At 42.2% G+C, this 24,866-nt stretch carries 25 protein-coding genes; 8 read left to right on the top strand and 17 right to left on the bottom strand.

What is annotated here, in order from left to right:
• Window positions 1–14 precede the first annotated feature (14 nt).
• Both BLHYD_RS02765 and BLHYD_RS02760 read right to left on the bottom strand, forming a co-directional pair.
• Entirely contained in the window at window positions 15–980 is a 966-nt protein-coding gene (locus BLHYD_RS02765) for an ABC transporter permease (protein ID WP_005947453.1), read from the bottom strand.
• A gap of 33 nt (window positions 981–1,013) precedes the next feature.
• A complete protein-coding gene (locus tag BLHYD_RS02760; protein ID WP_005947452.1) occupies window positions 1,014–2,060 on the bottom strand; it encodes a sugar ABC transporter substrate-binding protein in 1,047 nt (348 codons plus the stop codon).
• A gap of 318 nt (window positions 2,061–2,378) precedes the next feature.
• Here BLHYD_RS02760 and BLHYD_RS02755 point away from each other — a divergent pair, with 318 nt between their 5' ends.
• Together BLHYD_RS02755 and BLHYD_RS02750 are read left to right on the top strand one after the other, a co-directional pair.
• Complete coding sequence (locus BLHYD_RS02755) at window positions 2,379–3,017, top strand: GntR family transcriptional regulator (protein WP_040350450.1); 639 nt, start codon at window positions 2,379–2,381, stop codon at window positions 3,015–3,017.
• Window positions 3,018–3,076: 59 nt separating this feature from the next.
• Window positions 3,077–4,021: an amidohydrolase family protein gene (locus tag BLHYD_RS02750; RefSeq protein WP_005947448.1), complete on the top strand. Its 945-nt coding sequence runs from the start codon at window positions 3,077–3,079 to the stop codon at window positions 4,019–4,021.
• A gap of 89 nt (window positions 4,022–4,110) precedes the next feature.
• Here BLHYD_RS02750 and BLHYD_RS02745 read toward each other — a convergent pair whose 3' ends face one another.
• Window positions 4,111–5,487, bottom strand: a complete 1,377-nt coding sequence (locus BLHYD_RS02745) for an MATE family efflux transporter (protein WP_005947446.1) — start codon at window positions 5,485–5,487, stop codon at window positions 4,111–4,113.
• Window positions 5,488–5,764: 277 nt separating this feature from the next.
• Here BLHYD_RS02745 and BLHYD_RS02740 point away from each other — a divergent pair, with 277 nt between their 5' ends.
• From BLHYD_RS02740 to BLHYD_RS02715, 6 genes are all read left to right on the top strand, one after another.
• On the top strand, window positions 5,765–6,412 hold the full coding sequence (locus tag BLHYD_RS02740) for a flavin reductase family protein (RefSeq protein ID WP_005947442.1): 648 nt from the start codon (window positions 5,765–5,767) through the stop codon (window positions 6,410–6,412).
• A gap of 82 nt (window positions 6,413–6,494) precedes the next feature.
• Window positions 6,495–7,172 carry a transglutaminase-like domain-containing protein gene (locus BLHYD_RS02735; RefSeq protein ID WP_005947441.1) on the top strand — a complete coding sequence of 226 codons (678 nt, stop codon included), beginning with the start codon at window positions 6,495–6,497 and terminating at the stop codon, window positions 7,170–7,172.
• A gap of 59 nt (window positions 7,173–7,231) precedes the next feature.
• Entirely contained in the window at window positions 7,232–7,606 is a 375-nt protein-coding gene (locus BLHYD_RS02730) for a hypothetical protein (protein WP_005947439.1), read from the top strand.
• A 58-nt stretch (window positions 7,607–7,664) separates the two neighbouring features.
• Window positions 7,665–8,039 (top strand): hypothetical protein, encoded by a 375-nt coding sequence (locus tag BLHYD_RS02725; protein WP_005947437.1) that lies wholly within the window; start codon window positions 7,665–7,667, stop codon window positions 8,037–8,039.
• 48 nt (window positions 8,040–8,087) lie between these two features.
• Window positions 8,088–8,618 carry a GNAT family N-acetyltransferase gene (locus BLHYD_RS02720; protein ID WP_040350449.1) on the top strand — a complete coding sequence of 177 codons (531 nt, stop codon included), beginning with the start codon at window positions 8,088–8,090 and terminating at the stop codon, window positions 8,616–8,618.
• 28 nt (window positions 8,619–8,646) lie between these two features.
• Window positions 8,647–9,198, top strand: coding sequence for a PadR family transcriptional regulator (locus BLHYD_RS02715; protein ID WP_005947433.1), 552 nt, complete (start codon window positions 8,647–8,649; stop codon window positions 9,196–9,198).
• 28 nt (window positions 9,199–9,226) lie between these two features.
• Here the strand turns inward: BLHYD_RS02715 and BLHYD_RS02710 are convergent, their stop codons facing one another.
• The 14 genes from BLHYD_RS02710 to BLHYD_RS02645 form a co-directional block, all read right to left on the bottom strand.
• Entirely contained in the window at window positions 9,227–9,940 is a 714-nt protein-coding gene (locus tag BLHYD_RS02710) for an alpha/beta hydrolase (RefSeq protein ID WP_040350513.1), read from the bottom strand.
• 62 nt (window positions 9,941–10,002) lie between these two features.
• Entirely contained in the window at window positions 10,003–10,896 is an 894-nt protein-coding gene (locus tag BLHYD_RS02705; RefSeq protein WP_005947429.1) for a DUF5655 domain-containing protein, read from the bottom strand.
• Window positions 10,897–11,078: 182 nt separating this feature from the next.
• Entirely contained in the window at window positions 11,079–11,480 is a 402-nt protein-coding gene (locus BLHYD_RS02700) for an SdpI family protein (RefSeq protein ID WP_005947428.1), read from the bottom strand.
• Window positions 11,481–11,578: 98 nt separating this feature from the next.
• Window positions 11,579–12,058 carry an MGMT family protein gene (locus BLHYD_RS02695; RefSeq protein WP_005947426.1) on the bottom strand — a complete coding sequence of 160 codons (480 nt, stop codon included), beginning with the start codon at window positions 12,056–12,058 and terminating at the stop codon, window positions 11,579–11,581.
• Window positions 12,059–12,089: 31 nt separating this feature from the next.
• Window positions 12,090–12,515: a DUF3795 domain-containing protein gene (locus tag BLHYD_RS02690; protein ID WP_021844264.1), complete on the bottom strand. Its 426-nt coding sequence runs from the start codon at window positions 12,513–12,515 to the stop codon at window positions 12,090–12,092.
• Between the two features lie 114 nt (window positions 12,516–12,629).
• Window positions 12,630–13,238, bottom strand: a complete 609-nt coding sequence (locus BLHYD_RS02685; protein WP_040350448.1) for a hypothetical protein — start codon at window positions 13,236–13,238, stop codon at window positions 12,630–12,632.
• 58 nt (window positions 13,239–13,296) lie between these two features.
• Window positions 13,297–13,881 carry a GNAT family N-acetyltransferase gene (locus BLHYD_RS02680; protein WP_005947420.1) on the bottom strand — a complete coding sequence of 195 codons (585 nt, stop codon included), beginning with the start codon at window positions 13,879–13,881 and terminating at the stop codon, window positions 13,297–13,299.
• 1,529 nt (window positions 13,882–15,410) lie between these two features.
• A complete protein-coding gene (locus BLHYD_RS02675; protein WP_005947412.1) occupies window positions 15,411–16,451 on the bottom strand; it encodes an SIS domain-containing protein in 1,041 nt (346 codons plus the stop codon).
• Window positions 16,411–18,513, bottom strand: a complete 2,103-nt coding sequence (locus BLHYD_RS02670) for a DUF5107 domain-containing protein (protein WP_005947411.1) — start codon at window positions 18,511–18,513, stop codon at window positions 16,411–16,413. Before BLHYD_RS02670 ends, BLHYD_RS02675 begins: the two co-directional genes overlap by 41 nt.
• 11 nt (window positions 18,514–18,524) lie before the next feature.
• Window positions 18,525–19,229: an N-acetylmannosamine-6-phosphate 2-epimerase gene (locus BLHYD_RS02665; protein WP_005947409.1), complete on the bottom strand. Its 705-nt coding sequence runs from the start codon at window positions 19,227–19,229 to the stop codon at window positions 18,525–18,527.
• Window positions 19,226–20,131: an ROK family protein gene (locus tag BLHYD_RS02660; protein WP_005947407.1), complete on the bottom strand. Its 906-nt coding sequence runs from the start codon at window positions 20,129–20,131 to the stop codon at window positions 19,226–19,228. The genes BLHYD_RS02665 and BLHYD_RS02660 overlap by 4 nt, the downstream gene beginning before the upstream one ends.
• A 14-nt stretch (window positions 20,132–20,145) precedes the next feature.
• Entirely contained in the window at window positions 20,146–22,689 is a 2,544-nt protein-coding gene (locus BLHYD_RS02655) for an ATP-binding cassette domain-containing protein (protein WP_260784477.1), read from the bottom strand.
• A gap of 71 nt (window positions 22,690–22,760) precedes the next feature.
• Window positions 22,761–23,861 carry a sugar ABC transporter substrate-binding protein gene (locus tag BLHYD_RS02650; RefSeq protein WP_005947402.1) on the bottom strand — a complete coding sequence of 367 codons (1,101 nt, stop codon included), beginning with the start codon at window positions 23,859–23,861 and terminating at the stop codon, window positions 22,761–22,763.
• 16 nt (window positions 23,862–23,877) lie between these two features.
• Window positions 23,878–24,855: an ABC transporter permease gene (locus tag BLHYD_RS02645; RefSeq protein WP_005947400.1), complete on the bottom strand. Its 978-nt coding sequence runs from the start codon at window positions 24,853–24,855 to the stop codon at window positions 23,878–23,880.
• Window positions 24,856–24,866 lie beyond the last annotated feature (11 nt).

The following is a 24,866-nucleotide window of genomic DNA, read 5'->3' as shown; positions in this document are numbered from 1 at the left end:
GCCTCCCCCCTTTGCTACTCTCGTTTCTTACTGGAAAGACTGTCGATGGCTACGGCACCGATAATAATAGCTCCCGTAACTGCATCTGTCCAAAAACTAGATATTCCCAACAGTTGCAGCATATTCAGTATCAGTCCCATAATGATGGTTCCCACTATTGTACTCAGGATATTTCCTTCGCCTCCATCCATGGAAATTCCCCCTATAATGCAAGCTGCAATCACAGTAAGCTCATATCCGTCAGCAGCATCCGAAGTTGCCATCAACACACGCGTATTCAATAAAAGACCTCCCAGTGCGCTGAAAAAACCACAGATTGTAAAAGCGGCTATACGTATCCGGTCTGTGTTCACTCCAGACAGCCAGGCAGCCCGCTCACTACCTCCTACAGCGTAAATCTGCTGTCCAAACCGCGTGAATTTTAAAATTAAATACATCGCAATTCCACATAAAAACCAAATCAGAGCCGCTGTAGGAATCGAACCCGCAATCTTTCCCATACCTATAACATTGTATTCCCTCGGGACACCTTGAATAGGTATCCCGTTGGTAATAATAAAAACTGCTCCGCGCGCCACTGACATCATTCCTAAAGTAGTCACAAAATATGTAACCTTCACTTTCATCACCAGAACTCCGTTAACCAATCCTATCAAAGCTCCAATTCCTAAACCTCCGATGAGTCCTGCCGCCAATCCATAGTCCCGAAACAAAGGTGTCGCCACCACACCGGCGAGAGCTGCAACAGATCCTGCTGACAAATCAATGGCACCTGTAAGAATACATACGCCCATCCCGAAAGCCATGACACCATAAATTGCATTCTGATTCAGAATATTTAGCAAATTTGTGGTTGAACGAAAGGTAGGGGAGATAATCATGCTGATCACAATCATAACAATCATAATCAATAACATGGTGATCGCTTTTTTGTCTGATGATTTCAACTTCTTACTTGATATTGCTATACTTTCCCGCATCCCTGATCACCCTTTCTCTTTTTGTTTTGTCTTTCACCAAGCTGGATCATATTCCCTTGCGTTTTCAATGTAGACCACAGGTATTTCTGTATAGGTATTGGCTTCAATCTCTTCACTGCCTTCTGTCAGACACTGATATGCCACCTGTAAAGTCAATGCTCCCATATCATATGGAGCCTGCAGTGTAGAACCATACATATCTTTTGCCTTGATGGAATCCAACACTTCACTGGGAAGATCATATCCAATTACCGTCCCGAGAAGCTCATCTCTAGAAGCTGATTTTATAGCATCGACTGCTCCAAGTGCTGAGTATGGGTCCTGTGCCACAATGGCATCGATCTCGCCCTTTGCAAAACGTGTCAGGAAATTCTGGGTAACTGTAATTGCCTGAGATTGATCCTGATCTGAATTCTGTGCAGCTACAATTTCAATACCTGGTGCATTTTCACTTAGATACTCCTCAAGGCCCTGCTGGCGCAGAACCTGCGAAGAAGCACCTAGGGTTCCTTGAATCAATGCAATTGACCCTTCATCTCCCAAAAGCTGATGAACCAGTTCTCCTTGTTTACGCCCACCTTCCACATCATCACACCCCACATGTGTGATCAAATCGACTCCCACATCCTTGGGATCGGATGCAGATAATTTTCGATCCACAGTCATAATAGGAATCTCAGCCTCATTACACTCCATAGCAATGGGAATCAAAGACTCCAATTGTACCGGCATCATGATAATCAAATCACATCCTTCTGCAATAAATGTCTGTATCTGATTAATCTGTGTATTTGTGTCATCCTGTGCATCCTGAACATCCAATTCTACATTTAATTCTTCCTGCAGATCGGTCATTCCCTCTACCAGTTTCGAAAAATACGGGACTTTATTATTGGGCGATGCCACGCCTATGAGAAAAGAGTCTCCTTCCGATACTGTATTTTCTTTGCTGTCCGTGTTTTCTGTCTCTTTTGCAGTGTCTTCCTGAGTTCCTTCATTTTCCGTTCTCGACGAACCACATCCCGCTAACAAACTTCCTGCAAGTACAATGGCCAAAATCAGAGATATTTTTTTCTTCATAGTTTTCTCCTTTCCTTCTCTCTCAATATTTCTACAGCCACACGGTTACTTTCACAACATCTTTTAACAGCACATTGTAATTTGAAATAGTAGATTTGAAATCTGTAATCTGTTATTTCAGATTGTTGCTTGTCCCAATCATAACTTGATATTTTCCAATTTGTCAATAAAAATCTGTCTATTTTGCAAAAATTGAACATTTTTCACAATTTATATTGACAGTTTTTGACAAAAAAGTGTATAATCTCCTTAATGGTAGTTATTTGATATCTGAAATCTGTTTATAACAGATAATAAAATGTACTGGAGGTTTTTAAGTTGCTTATATCTGATAGTGTTAACAAGCAAATGTTTGACATTCTTAAAAGGATGATACTCGAACAACAAATTAAAGCTGGTGAGCGAATCGATTGTAAAGCAATCGCTAATAAATACAATACCAGTGTTATGCCTGTTCGAAATGCACTGCAGCAGCTTACTGTTCAGGGGCTTGTCGTCACAAAACAGCGTGTGGGGTATTATGTACGAAAATTTTCAGAGAAAGATTTAATCGAAATCAACGATACACGCGCAATGTATGAAGTTTATTGCTTAAATAAATATTTCAGCCGAATTGATAAGACAAACATAAGAAATCTGTACAATCATTTCGCTGATACAGAATACGATGATTTGTCCAAAATGATTCCTCTTGATCAGGAACTGCATAAAACAATGGTCACCATTTCGGAAAATTCATTTCTTATCAAACAATACGAAGATATGAATTGCCTTTTCAGCCTTGGTAATTATACCGGAAATGCTTATGCGGAAGTCGCCAAAAAAGAACATATGGATATCCTGCACTATATCCTGGAAGAATCAAAAGAAAAAGCTGTAGAGGCCCTGGTCTATCATTTGAATCGAGTGGAAGAAGAAATAAAATTCTTTCATTTAAATTCAGCAGACTCCAAGTAGGAATGATTATCTCGCTTGTTATACTTAACTGTTTTTTACATAGTAAAGGAGTATAGCTTATGATCACCTTAAATAACAGAAAATATGAAGTTATTGATGCCCATGCGCATGTATGGAAAGAGTTTAAAGGAGAACGTTTTGGAGATACGCCAGTTGAAAAAATTGGAAATGGACGTGTACGACAAAATGGTGAAGAATTTCAGTTTATACCGCCTGAATATCAAGATTACAATGTGCATTTAGAGGTTTTGCAAGGCTATATGGACATCGCAGGTGTCGACAGAGCCGTTATTCTGCAGAATCCCTGTTATGGAGATCAAAGAGACTACGTAAGCAATATAGTCAGAAAATCTCCTGCAAAATTCCGTGGTTTCGGAATGCTGGATCCCCGAAAAATCGATTCCGTTTCCGAAGAAATTGACACCTTAATTCAGAATTATCATTGCATTGGAATCAAAATGGAAATCCCAGACGTTCCCTTTGTCATGGATGCGCCTGAATACGATTTTCTATGGAGAAAACTTCTCGAAAATGATGCCATTGCCGCTATTGACCTGGGATGGGGAAATGGTCCCTACGATTTCAACATTGATCGAATGCGAAACGTCGTAAAGAGATATCCAGATCTAAAATTAATGCTTTGCCATCTTGGGGTTTCCAGGCTTTGGGATCTGGAACAGGAATACCCATATCCCCAGCTACAGAGAACACTTTCACTCCTTGAGATCAATACTGAGAATCTGTACTTTGATATCGCCGGAATGCCTGTGTTCGATCACAGTGATGAATATCCTTTCGATCGGCCCCAGAAAATTTTAAAAACAGTAAAAGAAACTGTAGGTATGGACCGCATCATGTGGGGAAGTGATTTTCCGACGGTGATGCTCCAGTGCACGTATTCTCAATCTCTGGAATACATCACACGTCACTGTGATTTTCTCACAGAAGATGATTTTGAAAAGCTTCTCGGAAAAAATGCTCGGAGATTTCTCTTCCGCGAGTAAGAACCGCATATCAACCGAATTTGAAATACTATCCCTCGGTCTGCAAAAAACATAACTGTAGGCCGAGGGAAATGACAGAGATTTTCTTCTTATTTTCTATTCTTCTCCCTCCCCTCTTTCCATCTATAATTCAGATCCTTTCGAAATTCAATTGCCGCAAACAAGGCAACTCCTGCCGCGAGCACATCCGCCACAGGCTGTGCATACAGAATTCCATTTTCCCCCATAAACACCGGGAGTACAAAAATCAAAGGAATGAAACAAATCCCCTGCCTGCACGCCCCCAACACAAACCCTTTCCCAGCTCTCCCCAGTGCTAAATAAAGTGAGGAATACACCGTATAAAAACCAAACAGCAAGAACGAAATACCATTTGCCCGGAGTGCACAGCTTCCCACGTGAATCATTTCCATATCCCCTGCTGTAAAGCAGGAGACAATCACTGCCGGAAAAATCACCAATAATGCCCCGAAAGCCACGCAAAACACCGTTGACCACAAAATCGCTGTTCTCACAGCTTCCCTCAGCCGAGAATAGTCTCCTGCCCCATAACTGTATCCTGCGATTGGTTGGAACCCTTTCATAAAACCAAACACCATCAAACTCCCCATGGAAATGATTCTAGTGGCTGCGCCCATACCAGCGATCACAGAATCACCAAATTCCCGGGACTGCATATTAATCAGTACAGAAGCCAAGCTTGTCAGTAACTGAAAGACCATAGTCGGAACCCCTATTTTAAAGATTTCTGCCGCAATTTTCTTTGAGAAATCACACTCTTTAATGCTGAAAGTGAAGAGACTCTTCTTTTGGAGTATATAATTCACATAGATCAAAGAAGTGAAAATCTGTGAAATCCCAGTGGCCACGGCAGCTCCGGTTACCCCCAGATGAAAAGAATAAATAAAAATTGGATCTAAAACTACGTTGAATACTGCCCCAGCCAGCAGCGCGAACATAGTCATCTTCGCAGAACCTTCACTGGTCACAATACTGTTCATCATGACATTAAACACATTAAACACTGACATTGCCACATAAATCCTAGAATAGTCCACCGCATACGGGAGTATTGTCTCCGTCGCACCCAAGCATTTCAATACAGAAGGCAAAAAGGCCAAAACACTCGCTATTACTAGGATTCCTACAAAAATGCTTCCATACAGAGCGGTGCTGGCGACTCTTCCTGCCTTCTCCCTCTCCCCGTTTCCCAATAGCCTGGAAATATAGGAAGCCGCTCCGCTCCCGAACAACAATCCCAGCCCCACAATCGCCTGTCCCAGTGGAAATGCAATCGAAATTGCCCCCATCTGCTCGGTGCCGAGATTCCCGACAAAATACGCATCTGCTAAATTATACAGAACGTTAATTAGCATACCGACCATTGTCGGCACTCCCATGGCTAAAAGTGCCATCTTGATCGGCACCACTCCCAATAAATCTGTTTTTTTAGTTTTTCTACTCATCTACCTCTCTCCCTTCCTTTAGTAATTACTCTTTTTTATAATACTATAAATTATAGTATTATAGTGCATTGTCTATACTACTATAATTTATAGTAATTGTCAAGAAAAGGAATATCTACGTATGGCTTCCCACGGACTTGGTGTACAAGCAATGCAGAACACCTTCTTTTACAAAGCTAGTCTCCAAGTTTTCAAAAACATAAAAGAAATGACGCTGATACAAGATCATGATATAATGTGATAAAGATAAATTGAAATTCTTGCGGGAGATGTGATAATGAAAATAGAGATAGGAAAAGATTTCCCACAGTGTTTTATACCCTCATATCCGGAAGAATTTAAACTATTCTCTCATTTTGAAACGACAGCAAGAATACCGACCGTTTTACTTGCAATTATCACATGGAAAGAGAACGGAAAGCCTAACGTATGCTTTCACGCATGGAGTTGTTTTCATGGCGATAAGATAGCTTTCTTTGCTGTTATGGGAAACCTTTATCAGCACACCCATACTTATGCAAATATCCAAAGGGAAAAGTGCTTTTGTATCAATTTTCTTCCTATAAGTTATTATGATAAGTTGATTGATACCATTAACCATAACAACTACGAAGCTGACGAATTTTCTGTAGGGAAATTTGCACTTATAAATGCCAAGACCATTCATGCTCCAATGATACAAGAAGCGTTTATAAATATGGAGTGTACTTTGAAAGAAACGCTGGATTTAAGCGGCGCAGGTATTACCGCAATGATGATCGGACAAGTACCGCACATTTCCGTTGAGGAAGAATATGCACAAGGTTATGAAAAACGATATGGGAAAGACGGATTTATGATGTTAGTCCCTGGCCCACAAGACTTAAAAACAGGAGAACCTAATCAATCAGCGATTGCTACAATAAATATTGAAAAATATGATTGACAAATTTCAGTTTGTAGAACTAAGAAAATCGTAATTTGAGAGGTCGTAAAGATCTCTGAAGCAATATTTGAGAGAAACGCCTATGTTGGATTTTTCAACACCAAATATACAAAAGTTGATAAGTAATAGACACTGGAAAGGTGTTGAAGTATATAATCGCATTAAACAAATATACAATTTTGTTCGTGATGAAATTTTATTTGGTTATAATGTTGATGATAGTATTCCAGCATCAAGAGTTTTGGCTGAGGGATATAGACAATGTAATACCAAAGGCACCCTGTTTATGGCGTTGCTCCGTGGTGTAGATGTTCCTTGTCGTATGCATGGGTTTACGATTGATAAAAAGTTACAAAAAGGTACAATGACTGATATCGTATATAAAAAAGCACCTAAAAATATTTTTCACAGTTGGGTAGAAGTTTATTTGGACGGGGTTTGGTATGAGCTTGAAGCATTTATTTTGGACAAAAAATATCTTTCACAGATACAAAACATAAATTCTACTCGTAAGGGTACTTTTTGGGGATATGGTGTCGCTGTTAAAGATTTGCGTAATCCAGTAATTGATTTTTCTATAAATAATACCTATATTCAAAGCGAAGGCATTAACCACGACTTTGGAATTTATGATTGCCCAGATGATTTACTTCAAGAACATCATCAAGAAATATCAATTTTTGAAGCCTTTCTGTATAGAAATTTAGGCAGGCACTTGATGAATTACAATATCAAAAAAATAAGAAATGCTAAACGATAAATCCTAGTTTTAAAATCGAAATTTAATGAGCAAAAACTTAATTATAAGGAGTATATGAAATGTGGATTTTAGGGAGTATTCTTATAGTCACATCGTTATTAGTTCTATATCTAAAATACAGGGTTGTTCTCGCTGGTGAAAAATGCAAAGGAAAAATAGTCGGCATTGTAGATCAATATGCAGGTTATTCAGTGGGTGGTGTTAATGTGAAAAAGCATGCTTATATAGTAAAGATTAAGAATAAAAAATATTATACTGCACATGGTTGTTTATTTTTATCATTGGGAAAGAAGAAGATTGGAAAAGAAATCTTTGTGTTTAAGAATGAAAAATATGGAAATGAGGTTTTTAAATGCTTTGATTTTCGTATAGAAATTGTTGCTTTCTTGGTATTTTTATCAGGTGTTTTTATAATTTATACAGGCTTACGATAATACCAAACAAATCCCATTTTCGCAGAACACGGAAATTGGAGATTTAAGAGGAAAAATCATGAAAAAAGTTATAGACATTTTTAGTGTTCTGTTTCTTATCACATCACTAACGGCTTGTTCACCAGACTTCAATGGAAGCAGAACAGGAAACAACAATCAACTAATTATGGAATATACCGCGTTTAATACTACTGATACTCAAGATTTCGTTGTTGAAGCCGGAGATATTATTCATGTAGAAATTGTAATTGAGGATGGACTTTTATCATATAAAATTCAGAAAGATGATGATGAACCTGTCGCTGAAAGTGAAAGTATTTTCTATTCATCAGAATTTGATGTTGAGGCAGAAGAAAGTGGAACATATACAGTAACTGTAACAGGAGAAAAAGCAAAAGGAAGTATAAAATTTGTAGTAGAAAGTGCAAAGTGATTTATTGGAAAAAATCAGCAAATTCAGAATTTAAAGGAGAAGATAAAAGTGCATTTTACGCGTATCACAGATCTATCACACACTATGTATGACACGGCATTAAAATTGTACCAAATTAGTTTTCCGCATCATGAGCAGAGAGAAAAAGGTTCGCAAGAAAAAATTTTAAGTGATAGCGAATACCATTTTTGTTTGATATATGATAAAGCGGTTTTTGTTGGCTTGATTTTATATTGGGAGAGCACAGATTTTATTTATGTTGAACATTTTTGTATTTTACCGGAAATGAGAAACAAACAATATGGACAGAAAGCATTAACTCTCTTAATGGAACAAAACAAAATATTGCTTCTTGAGATTGACCCGCCTGTTGATGATATTTCTAAGCATAGGAAAAAATTTTATGAAAGATGCGGTTTTGTACAAAATTCCTTTAGCCACATTCACCCGCCATATCATAAAGAAAATGGCGGGCACAGCCTCCTTATAATGAGCTGTCCCAAGCAAATTTCACAAAGTATATTTGATGCTTTCAACCAGTATTTAAAAAATAAAGTTATGAAAAACGTATTTATGTAACTCCCAATTTGTAAAAAAGGAGAATCTTATGGCCACAATTGATTTAATTGTACTTGGAATGTTAAAAAAAGAATCTTTAAGCGCTTATGATATCCAAAAATTAGTGGAATATCGCAATATATCCAAATGGGTAAAGATCAGTACCCCCTCTATTTATAAAAAGGTCATTCAGCTAGAAAAAAAAGGATATGTCAAAAGCTGCCTTGTTAAAGAAGGAAAAATGCCGGAAAAAGCGGTCTATTCTCTGACCCTGAGCGGAGAAGAGCAGTTTGAAAAGCTTATGCTGGAAACTGCCGGAAGGCCCATACGTATTTTTTTGGATTTCAACGCCGTCATTGTGAACCTGTCCAGCCTACCTCCCCAAAAACAGCAACTTTGTCTGGAAGAAATAGAAAAGAATGTTTTGTCATTAAAGGCTTATCTAGAGGAAAATCTCAACGCCAAAGAGAGCATTGAAGCGATTCCAGCCACTGGATTAGCCGTCCTTCAGCAGCAATATATTCTGGTTCAAACGATTGAGACGTGGCTTTCCTCACTCAGAGAACAGGCCCCTAATGTGCAAGAGGATACACAGTCATAAGGTCCTACGCTGAAATGCGAGGCTGTTTTTATATTTCATTTACTTCTTGCTGAATACATTCCGCGATCCACTTTTTCACTATCGTATTATCGGCAGCCTCCATAAATGCGTGCTCGCTGTTCGGAGATACCGTCAGCTTCGAATGACTGAGGTCGGCAAATGTTTTTATCACTTCCAGGGACTGCAAATTGTCTCTTCCGCCATATAGAATATGTGTAGAAGAATTCCACCTCACTATAGGATTCCTCTTTACATACTGATAGTAATCCCAAGAAAGAGTCTCAATCGGAGTAGAGATATCTCCCCTGTTTCTGAGCATATCTTCCGTCACATGAAACCATGAAAACATATTTTGAATCAAGTATTCCATATCCACAATTGGAGATAGAAAAAGACAATTTTCAAATGTTCTGCCCCCGTACGCATGAAGACAGAAATATGCTCCTATGCTGCACGCATACAGAGAGACTCTGCTCCAAGAAGAAAAAACATAGCCTTCCAGTTGACACAAGTCCGAAATTCCATTCCATATATTACATGGGTAAGCCTCATCTTTTCTCTCTCCATGGGCCGGCAGATCAAAGCTAACTGTCTGCCATCCGCTGCTCTTAGCTATCTCGGCAAACTCCGCTGCTTCCTCTTTCCTTGCCATTTTTCCGTGGACGTACAGATATACTTTTTCTGACCACTCTCCCCAGACAATGACTGGAATATTCCCAATATAAAATTTCTCCGTTTTCATTCTCGTCTCCCCTTCGGCTTCCCGTTTCTGGCTCATAAACCGTCTCAGCTATTCTAACCCCTTCAAGCTTCGCTGTATGCCCGCTCAATTAACTTCTTCGCTTTCTCAAAATCCCCAGAGCTTTTGACAATCACCTGCAAGTCCCCAGTCCCATAGTGGCCGATGTTTCTCATGTCCCGGGTAAAACCTTCCTCCAAATTGACTGTGTCCGGATTCAGTTTTAGGTAGAGAATCAACTGTCTGCTGTAGATTTCTATGCAGACCAGATTTTGAACTTTCTTGTAGGCCAGATACAATTTCAACTGATTAGAGACAATATCATCCCCCAGAGACTCAATATAATTGCAAATATCCTCGTATAAGGTTCTGAGTGGCGCCGGAGCTGCGGCCAGTTTTTCTATATGAGTCTTTTGTCCATTGCCTCTTCTTTGTTCTTCTGCATCTGCTCTATTCATCGGCTGCACCACCGGAGTATTCAAATATTCAAACAGAATCAGCTCATTGTCATATTTTCTGTATTTCACAAGTTTTATGTTTCGCTGCATCTGGTTTACCGCATGAACATCGTATTTCGTAAAATCATTGGCCACACAGATCACGCAGGGAACAGACCAGTCTATCAGCTCGGCAGCCTCCCTTCCCATCTTCTCAATTACCAGCAATTTGAAATCTGCCTTATGGTCCAGCAGCCAGTCCAGATAAAACAGTCCTTGATTAATCACATTTTCATTGCTGCTTCGTTTATATTCAAAAATAACAGGACAGTTATTCTCATCAATCCCAATACTGTCCATGCGTCCATTGGTAATCGAATATTCGCTCTTTAAAAATCGGACTCCGAAAAGCGTCTCCATATTCTTCTCAATCAAGGTCTGCAACTCTCTCTCCAATAAGACCTCCGATGATACCAGTTGCCTTACCCCATCTTTAATATCAAACAATTTTATCTCCGACATGTCTCCTCCGTTCCTTCAAACACTGCTGCTGTATCTCTTCCCTGCCCCTTTACACAGCACACTTCAGGTAATTTGAACTTCTTTCACTACTCATAAGAAAACATCAAATTACTACAAATAAGCCCATTAAAATCCATAGAAATGCTGCTCCCATTTCAGTTGTATGACTTTTATCAGTATGGTCAAATAATATTTCCCGATCTTCCATTCTTTCTTTTCCCATTTTTGTCAAAATTTTTTCTCAGTGCAATCTCGGTTGGAAAAATAGAACCAATTAAAAAGACTAGCTGTACTCCCGTGATAATCGCTCCTACAGTTCCTACAACCTCCATATTTTTTCCGATTACCAAAAGCATAAGTATCACTGTTGTCGGCAATGAGATCACCCCACAGAAATACCATATCTTTCCGCAATATTTGTGAGCAAACTCCCATGTGTCCTTATTTTTCATGGACATGGGAGTCCGATATCCAAATACTTCATTGATCTCCTTTGGCGCTTTCCTCATGAAATGTTTTCCAAAACCAATCAGTGTAAACGTATTAAGTAAATTCATAAGCAACATATAAATCCAAAATCCCATAAGAACCTCCCTTTCCGGAAAATCCAAATTTTCGCATTCTTCGTCTTTTTGAATTATCGTTTAAGAAGTATCTCCTACTTTCAGATCGGTTGATTTTATTATTTCAAATCGAAAAGAGAGTTTTCATAGTCCTTAACATAATATCGTATATTTTTACGACCTTTTTGAATAATGGTATGCCCTTCAGCTTCTAATTTCTCCTTTTGTACTTTAATACCTTCTGGATATTTAGCATTAAGTTCTCCATTTGCTTTTAATGTTCTCCAATAAGGTGTTTTATTTTCAGAACGCTGATCACTCGCCCAGGCTACGATAGAAACGAAAATTCCCGCTGTAATCGGTTCTGTAAAATCTGCACCGTTCAATTTTGCAAAGTATTCTCGTATTTTCCCAACAGTAATCACTTTACCGTACGGGATTTTTTTCATTACTTGGTCATAGTCGATTGGCGGGGCAAAAAACATTTTATTTCCCCCATATTTCTCGATACTTTTCTGATCTGTGATAGTTTGAAATTTTGGCATATCCTTATTATCGTGCAGCATAGCATTAAAATCTTTTTTATCTTCATTTGCCATTTTTGACACCTCCTATGTTAAGGATAATCTGCTAATCATTCCTATGCAATGAGGCTGTTTGAAAATCTCGACAATTTTTAAGTGAACTATCCCCAGTCTTTATGTATTCTATCAACGTTTCTATGTCATCAAACTCGTCATAGTCTCCATGTATTCCTTCACGGTGATAAATTATTCCATTTTTCTCATTTCTCTCAAGACAGTCCAAAAGACAATTTATACCATATCTTTTAACAAATTCCGTGAAAGCATACGGTTTTATTTTACTTAATAGTCCTTTTCTGCAATGTTCATTGCACTCATAACAATACTCAACATTTTTAGAAATTGAACATTTCCTGTTTTCACACCACTCCTTATCTGGACATTGACCTGAATCGCAGCCAGTGCAAGTTTCATTTTCAGAGCATAAACAACAAGCAAGCCCACAGCGGGCAATTCCTAATTCACGTTTCATAAAAGCACTCCCTGATCTCAAGTGATTGAGTTTCTTTTTTTTGAACTTTTTTATAAGAAGTATCTCTTGCTGTATTCGTTCGATTTAAATTTTCTTAAATAAAAATTAAAATTGTTATTTATCAGAAGATGACACTTCTTCTGGATAAAGAATAACTTTCTCTATTTTTTCTGATTCAAGAAAAGTTATTTTAAGTGCCATACAATATGGAAATGTCTGGTCTTTACCATTCAAATAAAATATGTTTTCTCCTTTCTTCAGAAACAAACCTGTAGTTAGCCATGTGTCCTTATAGTGTTCTTCTGAAAATTGTGATAAATATGTAGAAAATAAGGGCTCTAATTTTGTTTCCATTTCATTATTCTCTTTTAAGTCACAACATAGCAGTGCGCCTTCTTTACCATAAGTGTTATATGTGTATTGTACAGAAATATCTGTATCTTCCTTTGCCAAGACAGAAAGAAAAGAAGATTTCTCTTCTGGCAGAGTATGATCTGGTTTTGCAAGATTTTCTACTTCTAGTGTAACAATTCCATCTGTAGACATTTCTAATTCCATCGGTTCTTTTAAATTGTTTTGCGTATATACAAATTCACTATTTATATCATTATCCGCAGCTCTTTTTGGGTTAATCTTTGAATTTCTATTTTGACATCCTACAAAAGCCAAGGTTAAAATAAGAATAGCGGCATATACACCTGTTTTAACCATTTTTTTAATCATTATACATGCACTTCCTATTCCATAAATGTCAATTTTCTTAGTTCTATAAACTGGAATTTTATAACTCCTCAATAAAATGATTATCAGACTCATTCCAATATTTAAGATATACAAAATTTGTATTGCCATCAAAATTGAGCTGATACATTCTGAATATAACAGGAAAATTTTTCGGTTTCCACTGTTCTTCAAAGGAATAGCAGTACTTCATACCTACTTTTTTCATTACATTTCCACTTCTCGGATTATTTTTGTCATGGGTTGCCGTAATATACGGAACCCCATCTTTTTTTACCTGTTCTACAACGATTTTTCCTGCTTCTGTAACTATTCCCCTGTGCCAGAACTCCCTACGCAGACCATAACCAAAGTCATGGTGTTCTTCCATATCAACTTTGATATAACCTATTGGAAAGTTATCTTCTTTTAAACAGATAGCATATGCATAACTTTGTGGCTGTGCATATTTTGCAGCATATCGTTTCTCATAAAACTTCCTTGTTTCCTCTATATTTTCCATAGGATACCAAGGTAAAAATTTATTGACTTCTTCATCTTTAAGAATGAGAAAAAGTGCTTCCATATCTTGTTCCGTAAATTTCCTTAAAATCAGTCTTTCTGTTTTTAATGTGGGGGTATTCATTTTTCCTCCTGAATTTACATTTACTTTCTTCTGTACAGACAAGAAATTTCAAAAAGAACATTCATACAAGAACATCTGTCTGATTGTTTTTTGCAGTTTCCTTGGCATAAGAAGAATATACCTATATTTTTATAAAGCCTATATTATGCCAAATATCTTCCATATCTCCTAGTTTGTAGAGGTGTTTGAAAGTCCATTGTTTCTTATTGCAATAGCATTGTTCCGTCATACAATTCATAGGTACTGGTCAAAAATTGGGTCTGTGTATCTTCGTCGTAATAATTTTTGTTTTTTAGAATTAAATCGTATCCCTCTTTTGTTTTTACAGAGCTAGAAACTTTATAGTCAGAGTCATTTGTGGTGCTATTAGCAACAGTATCTACCACAAAAACAAATCTACAACCTTTTTTAAGCAAGGATTTCATTTTTTCAAAATCATCTTGCAGATTTCCATATCGGTGAACAAAGACATGGAACCAGAAGTTTAACTCTGCAAGCATCTCTTTTGAAAGATCAATGCCTTGAATATCGTAACCTCTTTAAAAAAAGGAATAAAAATCTTCCGCTCCCGCATAAAGGTTCTAAAATTGACATACTTTTTTCAGCGTAGGAAAGATAAAAGGATAATTCCTTTTGTGGAGCGTTTTTGTGTAAAATATCATACATATCTGTACATAAATTTCCATAATAATTCATCATAATGCTATGCCCCTTACAACTTTCAATTTATCTTCCTCTGCATTATATCATTCTGTTATAAACTTTGTCATTTCTTTTCCACTTTTAAAAAGTTAATTATCAGTCCATGGTTTATAAAGAGTGCTATAGCATTGCTTGCACAACAATCTCTTTGCAAACCATAAACTAAGAAGTTCTTGAGGTAATCAAAAAAAATAGATTCGTATGCTGTTATACTGCATAGAAAAAGACACTCTGTTTCAAGTGTCTTCTCCTATCACTTTGATACTTCTCTATGAGTCGTTATATAAGGCTCTTTCGCTTGTTGTAATTTCGCTATAATTTTCCTTTAACTGTATTTATGTGGATTTGAGAAATTTAACCGCCTGCTAACAAAGGTCATAAAATACAAAACCTTTTTTCGTTCTGATGAGAGTCTCCTAAAAATCCTGTATCTGACCATGAAGAATATCACAAAAAAATGGCTCGGCCACCGACAAGATTGGGGCAGGACCTCAAAAATTCGGCCCTGCCCAGAGTAACTAATAGTATATCTTACATCAGACTTTTCGGTCTACACAAAAGGGAATATCCTGCTGAATGAATACATAAAACTTCTCTCTTACTATTTATATAATACAGACTTCCTCTACCAAGTATACCTGCGCTAAGTGCAGAAATTGCAGGCACCTGCACTCAGCAAGCAAAGCTCCAAGATCGCTATGCGATGAACTACCTTATTGCAGTGCGCGCATTTTTAGCGGTACGTTTATGTTCTAGGAAAGAGCTCTCGTGCATTGGTGTGACAAGGTCTTTCCTAGAACAAGACAAAGATACCGTTCTTTGCTGTCTCAAAGTAGAATATACGCATCCAGTCCTTCCGGCTGGTCCGGGTTCATCCCCAACTTTACAGCCTTTTCATAGGCCAGTATCTGTATGGTATAGAGAAAGGGAATTCCCGCCGCACAGGTATTCCATTCTTTCCCCGCATCAATCAGGGCATCAACGCCCCAGAATTCTTTTGTTCCCTGGCCGACGGCCAGCACAAAGCCGCCCCTTTTCTTTAAATCTGCCAACAGGCCTCTTTGCAGTTCTTTTTCTTTCTGCTGCAGCAAAACGACCGTCAAAGTCCTCCTGTCATTGAGCACAATCGGCCCATGGCGATAATCCAGCATGGAATAGCTGCATCCCGGAACCATCGCGATCTCTGTGAACGCCAGTGCTCCTTCCTGAGCAATTCCATTGAAAAGGCCGTTTGCCAGAACCACAACCCGATTCCAGTCCATCTCTGCGATCTTACAGAGATGCTCTCGATTCTGCTCCTGGAACTTCTCATTTTCTCTCACGGCTGTCCTCAACGCCTCCAATGTGCAGGTGTCCTGTCTGTAAAAGCAAAAGAGCATACTCAAAGCCAGATAGAAATTCGTGACCGTCCTAGTTTGACACACACTCAAATCACAACACCAATCCATGGTCAGCTCCAAATCTGCGTACTTTGAAAAGTCATTCGGTTGTGCCGCGGTTATAGAGAGCACGATACAGTTCTCATGCTCTTTCAGTATCTCCAAAGCCCGAACCATCTCTGAAGTTTTTCCTGAGCGGGATAAAACCACAACTAGACTGTCCTTCACACACTCCTGGTAAAAGTTGGGGCACATCAAATAATCTCCTCCGGCTATTGCTACCGAGCTCACGCCTTTCGCCGCGCCAAACATTCTCTGTCCCGATTTCGCCAGCATATAGCTGGAGCCGCAGCCCATGAAGACTATTTTTTTACAACCACATCCGTTAAAAAAGTTTTTGATTTCTTCTTCGTGTTCCATCAGATAGGCGTAAGTCTTCCTCAGTGCCTCATGTTGCTGGAAAATTTCTCTCTCTGTATTTGTTTTCATCTGTCCTCTCCCTTTTTACAAACATCCGGAAATCAATCTCCTCCGGAGGATTCAGATTTTCCTCCACATATCTGGCTGCTTCCTGCTCGTCACAATCCTTTATCTCCTGCATCCTCTTTTTCGCCTGATATCGGAAATACAAATCCGTCAGACTAGTATCCCCCTCGCGAATGCAAGAGAACTCTCTATGCAGCACCGCTTCCACAAACGCTTCCTGTCCGATCTCGACTCCCGCCAATCCAGCTTGCAGGGTCAGGCGGTCAGATTCCTGCCGTTTCATCGGCAGAGAACAATAGTAATCCCATGCATTCTCATATCTTTTTGCTTCCAGCAAAAGTGCCATATATTCTTCTGAAAATACTTTGTCAATCTTATTGTCTTCCAATTCCACCGCCTTTTTCATATATTCAATCGCCTGATTTTGGTTTCCCTGCATCTTCTCGTCGTAGGCCAAATTCCGATAAGCAATTGGAGAGGCTTTCTGTTCCAGCGACTTTCTCCACTCGTTTATACCTGCTGTCCGATTTCCATTTTCATACTCCATGACTCCCATATGCAGATGTGCCAAATAGTGATCTCCTTTTTGGTCGGCGAGGCTGTGACGGAGAAGATGTTCAAACTTCGCATCAACCATCCAGCTCTTCGGAGCTTCCATCACATCTAGCTCAGGCAGAAACCCGTTTTCCAGCAGAAACATCCACGGGTATTGAGGCGCCCCCAGGGCAGAGTCCTCAAATTCCAGCCAAGATGGGAATCCTTCTCCTTCTTTTTCACATCTTTGGCGCTCCAAGGTTCCCCAGCCTGTGCCAGCAGACAGAATTCGTTCTGCCTTTTTCACGGACATTTCCTTAAAATATGCCTCCCAACATGCTAGCTCTTCCTCCCCCAAGGCCTGGTGTACCTGTTGTTCCACAGACTTTCGCGCCCTCCCATAGTCTTTCTGATATGGGGCCTGAATGTCCTCCATCCTCGTCTCACCGATCGCCTGTGTGAACTCCCAGACAGTCTTACCCGGAATCTCTATACCATTCAGTTGGGTCGGCGTCAATCCCGCCTGAAGCTCCACATAGTTTCCTTCCGTCTCCGTGGCCAAATAGGAGCACCAACGTCTGCCGCCCGGATGTCTACCCCAGCAGAACATTTTTCGGTACCGCAGCGGCAGCGTGGACTCTTCAAAAAACACTCTGCCATCTCCATAAGCCGCCGCGCTCCAGCAAGCCTCCGGCTTCTCTGGATTTTGGAAGAAAAACTCATTGGAATAATCCGCATTGGACGGATAAGAAGAATCCTTTCCCGGCAGTGTCGGCAAATCAGGCAGTCTCGTATGTCCGAACACACGGACCGGATTTACATTGTCGCTGATGCTCTCAGGATGAAGGTACATGACTTCGTCCGTCCCAGAAAAGACTCTCAGCTTCTCTTCTGCCTGTATCGCTATATTCGTCCACCAATACATGGATTTTTTTTCATCGTCCAAATTTTGTATTTTCACATGTAAGAACAGGGTTTCCGCCCCTTTCGGCAGATGAAAATCAATCTGAATGTACAGCCTTTTCATTCTCTCGAATTCATACATCCGCACAAATTCTTCCCCGTCCTTACCTATACACTTTGCAAAGTACACCGGTGAACTGCTGTACACCGTGTGTCCATACTGCGCTGCATTCCATTCCACTCCCCCAGAAAACCAGGCGTTTCGGATTCCCAGATTCGCTGGCTGAAACACCGGATTCCTATACAGAATCTCTTTTCCAGTCTCCTTATTTACAAAAGACTGAAGCCTCCCGCCGTATTCCGGCAGAAAAACTGCCCGGCGCTTCTCATTTTCCAGGACAACCGTCTTTAGAAAAATTGGTTTCTTCTCTCTGCTGTATTTATCCTGCATCCGGTAGGGAAGAACCCGGAATCCCGTGTGCTCACCCAATTGTTTTTCTTCTTCCGCCGCCAGCGTACCGTCCCCTCTCGACGGCTTATTTTCTTCCATATCTCTGAAAATCGGCAGCGGATGTTCCCCCTCAATATAACATCCCTGAATTTTTTCCACCTCTATGTATGCTCTCATTCTCTTACTCCTTAACAATACTTCTCCAAAGCGTCCACGATTTTCTTTGTGATAATCTGAGGTCTTGTAATTCCAGCCCCGATCACTACATTGTGTGCTCCTGCCTCCATGGCTTTTGCCGCCAGAACCTCATTCCAATACCTTCCTTCCGCAATCACCGGAACGCTAACCCGTGCAGCCAGCTTCTGTACCAGCTCCAGTGCCGGAGGCTGAAGCTCCACAATCAGACTGCTATCCTGTCTTGTGTATTCGGTATATCCTGCTAGAGTCGAGGAAATCAAGTCTGCTCCCGCTTGTTCTGCCACTTCTCCTTCTTCAATGGTGGAAATATCTGCCACCAGCAGTAAATCTGGAAAACGCTTTTTGATTTCTCTGATATATGACTCTGGACTCATCCCAGACGGACTTTCCTGATTGGTCGCATCCACCGCAGCCATCTCACAGCCTGCAAGATAGACCGCCTCCACCTCTCTCAGAGTCGGTGTGATATAGGGCCAGTAGCCAGCGTAATGCCTCTTAATTAAACCAATCACGGGAATATCTATTAACTGTCTTGCTGCCAAAATATCAGCGACACCATTCATTCTCACGGCTGCTGCCCCGCCAATCTGCGCCGCCAGTGCAAACCTTCCCATCGTCTCACTTCCCCTCATGGGTTCCTCGGCTGTAGCCTGGCAGGACACAATCAGCCCTTTTTTCAATTCTTCTCGTCTCACAACATAGCCTCCAATTTCTCAAATCCCAGTCTAGCCGCCCCCAGTAGAGCCGCCTGGTTTCCATTTCTGGCAGGTAAAATCTCAAGCTTCGGAAGAACATGGCTGCTTTTTTGAACCAGTTGGCATTCTGTTTCTCTCCACCAAAACTGTCTCGTATCCGCCAGTCCACCGCCAATGACCACAGCCTCCACGTCATAGAGATTTTGAATGGAAATCAGACAGATTGCCAGATCTTTTACAAATTCATGCAAGATCTCCTGAGCAGTCTTATCTTTTGCCTTCACCTGGTTAAAAAATTCATATCCGGAACGTATCTTCGCCCTTCCTGTCAGTTGGTTATACCGGTTCCACAAAGAAGTCCCCGACAGATACTGCTCCGCGCAGCCTCGCTGACCGCACAGGCATTTTCTCCCGCTTGGATGCAAAATGAAATGTCCGAACTCTGCCTGCTGTATCTGGTACTGCCCATTCTTCCTGACCGCAACACCTCCGCCCACGCCGGTGCCCAAAATTAATCCGGCAACTCTCTGATAATCCTTCAAGCCACCTTTCCACAGCTCTCCCCGCAGCGCCATGCAGCAGTCATTGTCAATCACCACGGGAAGATGGCAGTTCGTTTCTAAGATCTCTTTGATGTTCAGTCCCACATAACCGGTATACAGATCTACCGCTCTCCTGACGATACCGGCCTCTGTGTCCAGCCTGCCGCCGGTTCCCACTGCCAGAGCTTTTATTTCATGCTGCCTGGACAGCCTGTGAAAGATATCCACACAGGTTTCCACTATAAATTCACCGGATAATCCTGTATTCTCCACCCGAATCGGAGTCTTGATCTCTCCTTTTCTGTCCACCGCAGCTCCCACTATTTTTGTTCCTCCTACGTCTATCGCTGCTACGTACATCGTTCTCTCCACCTTCAGACTTCAAAGCTCATCGCCCTCTCCATGATCGCTTCCTGACCTGCTTCATCGGCAGTAAATTCTCCTGTCTTTCTGCCTTCCGCCAACACGATGATTCTGTCGCTGGCACCAATCACCTCCGGCAGTTCCGAAGAAATCAGGATCACTGCAATCTTCTGTTTCACCAAGTCACTAATCAGCCGGTGAATCTCTGCTTTAGCCCCCACATCAATGCCACGGGTGGGCTCATCCAAAATAATCAAAGAAGGACCACAGGCCAACATTTTTGCCAGGCAGCATTTCTGCTGGTTTCCGCCGCTCAAATTGCCAATCGGCTGCTGCTGCGAGGCAGCTTTAATTCTGAACTTCTCCATATACTCCTGCCCCAACCGTCTCTCTTGGTCCTTTTTCCGGTATCCATGACTGCACATCTGGTCCATTGCTGACAGGCAGATGTTCTCCCTCACACCGCGCAGGGGAATAATTCCTTCCCCTCTTCTGTCCTCGGACACATAACAGATTCCTTTTTTTAGAGCTTCCCTCGGAGAATGTATTTGAACCTGCTCACCGTTCAACCAGATTTCTCCGCCATCCCAGGCATCCATACCAAACAGACAGCGGGCAATCTCCGTTCTCCCGGCTCCCATCAGGCCGGAAAGCCCCAGCACCTCACCTTGACGTACCTGAAAACTGATCGGTTCAAAAACACCGTTTCTCTTCAAATTCTTCACCTCCAGGACGACCTTTCCCGGTTCCAGGTGCTCCCTGTTGAAGATATCTTTGACTTCCCTGCCTACCATCAGTTTCGTCAGCTCGTTCTCATCGGTCTCACAAATCGGCAGTGTCTTTACCTGTTCACCATCCCGAAGCACTGTGACCTCATCCGCAATCTCAAAAATCTCGGACATTCTGTGGGAAATGTAGACCACAGCCAGCCCCTGTTTTTTCATCTCTCGAATGATCTGAAACAATTTTTCTTTATCTGCCTCTGTGATGGCAGAAGTGGGCTCATCCATGACCACCAGCCAGGAATTTGACGAAAATGCCTTCGCGATCTCCACCATCTGCTGTTGGCTGACACTCAAATTTCGTACCTTTTTGTTCACGTCGTATTGAAAATGCAGACGCTCCACTACCTTCCTCGTACTCTGTGCCATCTCCCGCATAGCGAGGAAAATTCCTCCCTTTCTCAGTTCCTTTCCCAAAAAGATATTCTGGACAATGCTCAGTTCAGGCACCAGAGCAAATTCCTGGTAGATGACAGAGATTCCCAGTTTCCTGGAATCTGCCGTAGAGTGAATCGAGACAGGCAGTCCGTCGATCTCGATCTGTCCCTCATCCTTTTGGTAAACGCCTGACAGAATCTTAATCAGTGTGGATTTTCCTGCACCGTTCTCACCAAGCAGGGCATGTACCTTTCCGCTCTGAATTTTCAGTGATACTCCTTTCAGCGCCGGTACCCCGGAAAAACTCTTTTTGATCTTCTGAAGCTCCAAAGTATGCGCGGTGCCCTTTTTCATCTTCTCCAAAACCTTGTCGTTGTCAGAGACTGCCCTGATATCCTTTCCAGCCTGAACCGCCTCCTTGACTATCTCTGTGACCTCATTGGACAAGACTGCTACTAGAACGAAAATTCCTTTTATCACATAGTTGGAATAGGACGGGATATCCAGCATATTGATTCCCAGAGTCAGCACACCCAAAAGCAGCGCTCCCAGAAAAATTCCTGCCATGGTTCCCACACCACCCAACAGGCTGACGCCGCCCATGACGACCGCCGTAATCACGTCGAATTCCAAACCGTTTCCTGCCAGCGGCTGTGCGGAGCCGGACCTACCAATCGTGATAATCGCAGCTAGGCCGCATAAAAGCCCCGAGATGAAGTATGTCTGAAACACCTGGAATTTCACAGGGATTCCCGACGCATAGGCCGCTGTCTTGTTGCCTCCCACCGCATAGAGCTTTATCCCCATGGAGAAATTTCTCATCCAGAACAGTGCAGCTGCCACTACGATCACCAACACCAAACTCACATGGGGGACAATGAATCCTCCTAAGTTCCACTGGCCTCCTCCCAGCCAGTTAAATGCCTGATTTTTCACGACGATTCTGGAACCATCGGTAATCATCATCGTCAAACCTCTGGTCAACGTCTGCATTGCCAAAGTCACCATAAACGGGCTGATCTCCAAATACCCGCACAGATAACCGTTAACGGCTCCCACCAAGGCGCCCACCAGCAAAGCTGCGGCCATACCTGCCGCTGCCCCTGCCACACTCTGCTCTCCCACTGTCTGAATCGTCACAGCCGCAGCTGCACCGCTCAGGGCCATTGTCGCCCCCACAGACAGATCAATTCCCCCGGTCAGAATCACTAACATCATTCCAATCGACAAAATCAGTATCACCGCCGATTGCCTGACTAAGTTTGTAATCGTGACCAACTGAAAAAAATTGGGAATTCGAATGGAGAATAAGATAAAAAAGGCCAAGATGATCGCTCCCAGAAACAGATATCTCTTCTGCTCCTTACTCAGCCTTTTTTTTACCGCTTTGTCCAACTGCCTCACCTCTTTTCTGTTTTACAAAAGGCGCGCCCAAAGATTCTTCTTTATCGCACGCCTTTCTCTGCCTACTTCGTCGGAACAAAGTCCTCGTTAAACTCCTCTTTGTATCCTTCCGGAGAGCCGATCTTTTTCGCCTCTTCCACAGTCACAATCTGATACTGTGTTCCGTCCTCTCCCTTTTCCAGTCCTGCTTCTTCAACGACTGGCTTCATTTTCTCACCGGGTACTTTATAAGTAGGAAGGTACTGATCCTTCGCCATCTCTTCTCCTTTTGACAGACGATCAGCGATCACCATTCCCCAATAACCCAGTCTTCCGTTTCCAACCAAATTCTCCAGCAGATATTCCCCGCTTTCTGTGTACGCAAGAGCATCCGCCTCACCGTCGTTGGAAGAAATCGTAATCTCCTTCCCTGAGTTTTGGATAGCACGGTATACACCGTAACTCATTCCGTCTGCAATCACATGAATGTGCAGCAGATCGTCATTTGCCCGAATCATATCTTCCGCCTTCTGCATGGAAGTGGTCGCATCCCACATGCCCTGCTCCGTCACAAGCTTCAGATTCGAGTACCCCTCGATTCCTTTCTCAAATCCCTCCTGGCGCTTTTCTGACACCAGATTTCCCGCAGACCCTACGATCAGGCCAACCGTCCCGGTCTCGTCCTTGTAATACTCACCGATGGCCTTAGCTGCGAACTGGGCGTCCACCAGATCTGGGTATACCAGATTGTAATTGTCCTCTCCTTCTACGCGGCTGCCAGCTGTCAGCACAGTCACGCCTGCCTCCGTGGCCTCGTTCACCACTGAGACAATTCCGTCCACGTCTACAGAGTCAATCCAAATTGCATCGACTCCCTGCTGTACAAATCCCCGGATAATATCAATCTGTTTGTCCAAATCCCCATCACAGGCTTTCCAGATCAGATTCATTCCCAGATCTTCCGCTGCGGTATCAGCGCCTTCCTTGATTGCTGCCAGTCCTGCATCCGTCAGATTGATGCACGACATCCCCACAGTCAGACCCTCATTATCTTCCACAGTCGTCTCTTCCACAGCCGCCGTCTCTTCTGCGTTCTGTGTCTCGCCTTCTCCTGAGCCGCATCCTGCAAGCCCTGCGGATGCCATCACTGCCACCATCACCCACGCGAATAACTTTCTTTTCATAAAAAACCCTCCTTCTTTATTCTTTTACCCTTCTCGCCCGGTTGCCCAGCGCATCAAAAATAACCGCAAAGATAATAATCAATCCCTTGGCCGCATCCTGCGCAATCACCGGCACATTCAAAAATGTGAGCGCATTGATAATCACGCCGATGATGCAGACACCGACCACAGTTCCTCCGATGCTGCCTCTTCCTCCCAGCGTACTGGTCCCTCCGATCACTGCGGCCGCAATCGCATCCATCCCGGCGCCTTCTCCCAGATTCGGAGAGATCTGTCCTACCCGGCACACTGTAACCAATGCCGCCACAGCCACACAGATTCCATCAAAAATATAGACCTTCGTCTCCTCCCTCTTAACCTGAATACCCGAGTATTCTGCCGCCTCTTTGTTTCCACCCAGCGCATAAACCGCCGTTCCCATCTTGGTCTTATTCAAAAGTATGTAAGCCACGACACACATTCCCGCAAATATCACCACGGGCATGGGAATGATATGAAACAATTTACCACTTCCGATAAACACCGTCACCGGGTGATTCAAAAACATGATTTTACCCTCAGAGGCAAAAAGTGTAATTCCCTGCGCGATGGACATCATTGCCAGCGTCGCCACAAAAGGTAGCAATCTCAGCCTGGTAATCAAAAGTCCATTGACACACCCCAGAGCAGCTCCCAGTATCAGACAGCCTCCAAACAGTACCAACAGATTTTCTCCTGTCATAATGTGGCTCACACTCGCCACCACCGCAATCATTGTCAGCCCATTCTCCGCCGCCAGATCAATGCCGCCCGTCATTAAGACAAAGGTCGCTCCCAGAGCCAGAATACCCCTGGCGGAGTTCTGGGCCAGAATACCCAGCAAATTGTCCGCGGTGAGAAAAGCAGGATTCATGACAGTCGCCGCCACCATTAAAAGCACCAGGATTCCAAGACTGATCAGACGGTTCCTGGGAATTTTCCGGCATAAAACACGAAGCCCTTCTTTTTTGTCCATACTTCTCATCC

This window comes from Blautia hydrogenotrophica DSM 10507 (genome assembly GCF_034356035.1).
GTDB classification, from domain to species: Bacteria; Bacillota; Clostridia; order Lachnospirales; family Lachnospiraceae; genus Blautia_A; species Blautia_A hydrogenotrophica.
This window is presented reverse-complemented; position numbering and strand designations above follow the sequence as displayed.

Excerpts from the sequence above, each read along its gene's own strand:
- BLHYD_RS02765 (WP_005947453.1), bottom strand. The coding sequence starts at position 980 with ATGCGGGAAAGTATAGCAATATCAAGTAAGAAGTTGAAATCATCAGAC.
- BLHYD_RS02760 (WP_005947452.1), bottom strand. The coding sequence starts at position 2,060 with ATGAAGAAAAAAATATCTCTGATTTTGGCCATTGTACTTGCAGGAAGT.
- BLHYD_RS02750 (WP_005947448.1), top strand. The coding sequence starts at position 3,077 with ATGATCACCTTAAATAACAGAAAATATGAAGTTATTGATGCCCATGCG.
- BLHYD_RS02745 (WP_005947446.1), bottom strand. The coding sequence starts at position 5,487 with ATGAGTAGAAAAACTAAAAAAACAGATTTATTGGGAGTGGTGCCGATC.
- BLHYD_RS02740 (WP_005947442.1), top strand. The coding sequence starts at position 5,765 with ATGAAAATAGAGATAGGAAAAGATTTCCCACAGTGTTTTATACCCTCA.
- BLHYD_RS02735 (WP_005947441.1), top strand. The coding sequence starts at position 6,495 with ATGTTGGATTTTTCAACACCAAATATACAAAAGTTGATAAGTAATAGA.
- BLHYD_RS02730 (WP_005947439.1), top strand. The coding sequence starts at position 7,232 with ATGTGGATTTTAGGGAGTATTCTTATAGTCACATCGTTATTAGTTCTA.
- BLHYD_RS02725 (WP_005947437.1), top strand. The coding sequence starts at position 7,665 with ATGAAAAAAGTTATAGACATTTTTAGTGTTCTGTTTCTTATCACATCA.
- BLHYD_RS02715 (WP_005947433.1), top strand. The coding sequence starts at position 8,647 with ATGGCCACAATTGATTTAATTGTACTTGGAATGTTAAAAAAAGAATCT.
- BLHYD_RS02710 (WP_040350513.1), bottom strand. The coding sequence starts at position 9,940 with ATGAAAACGGAGAAATTTTATATTGGGAATATTCCAGTCATTGTCTGG.
- BLHYD_RS02705 (WP_005947429.1), bottom strand. The coding sequence starts at position 10,896 with ATGTCGGAGATAAAATTGTTTGATATTAAAGATGGGGTAAGGCAACTG.
- BLHYD_RS02700 (WP_005947428.1), bottom strand. The coding sequence starts at position 11,480 with ATGGGATTTTGGATTTATATGTTGCTTATGAATTTACTTAATACGTTT.
- BLHYD_RS02695 (WP_005947426.1), bottom strand. The coding sequence starts at position 12,058 with ATGGCAAATGAAGATAAAAAAGATTTTAATGCTATGCTGCACGATAAT.
- BLHYD_RS02690 (WP_021844264.1), bottom strand. The coding sequence starts at position 12,515 with ATGAAACGTGAATTAGGAATTGCCCGCTGTGGGCTTGCTTGTTGTTTA.
- BLHYD_RS02685 (WP_040350448.1), bottom strand. The coding sequence starts at position 13,238 with ATGATTAAAAAAATGGTTAAAACAGGTGTATATGCCGCTATTCTTATT.
- BLHYD_RS02680 (WP_005947420.1), bottom strand. The coding sequence starts at position 13,881 with ATGAATACCCCCACATTAAAAACAGAAAGACTGATTTTAAGGAAATTT.
- BLHYD_RS02675 (WP_005947412.1), bottom strand. The coding sequence starts at position 16,451 with ATGAAAACAAATACAGAGAGAGAAATTTTCCAGCAACATGAGGCACTG.
- BLHYD_RS02670 (WP_005947411.1), bottom strand. The coding sequence starts at position 18,513 with ATGAGAGCATACATAGAGGTGGAAAAAATTCAGGGATGTTATATTGAG.
- BLHYD_RS02660 (WP_005947407.1), bottom strand. The coding sequence starts at position 20,131 with ATGTACGTAGCAGCGATAGACGTAGGAGGAACAAAAATAGTGGGAGCT.
- BLHYD_RS02650 (WP_005947402.1), bottom strand. The coding sequence starts at position 23,861 with ATGAAAAGAAAGTTATTCGCGTGGGTGATGGTGGCAGTGATGGCATCC.
- BLHYD_RS02645 (WP_005947400.1), bottom strand. The coding sequence starts at position 24,855 with ATGGACAAAAAAGAAGGGCTTCGTGTTTTATGCCGGAAAATTCCCAGG.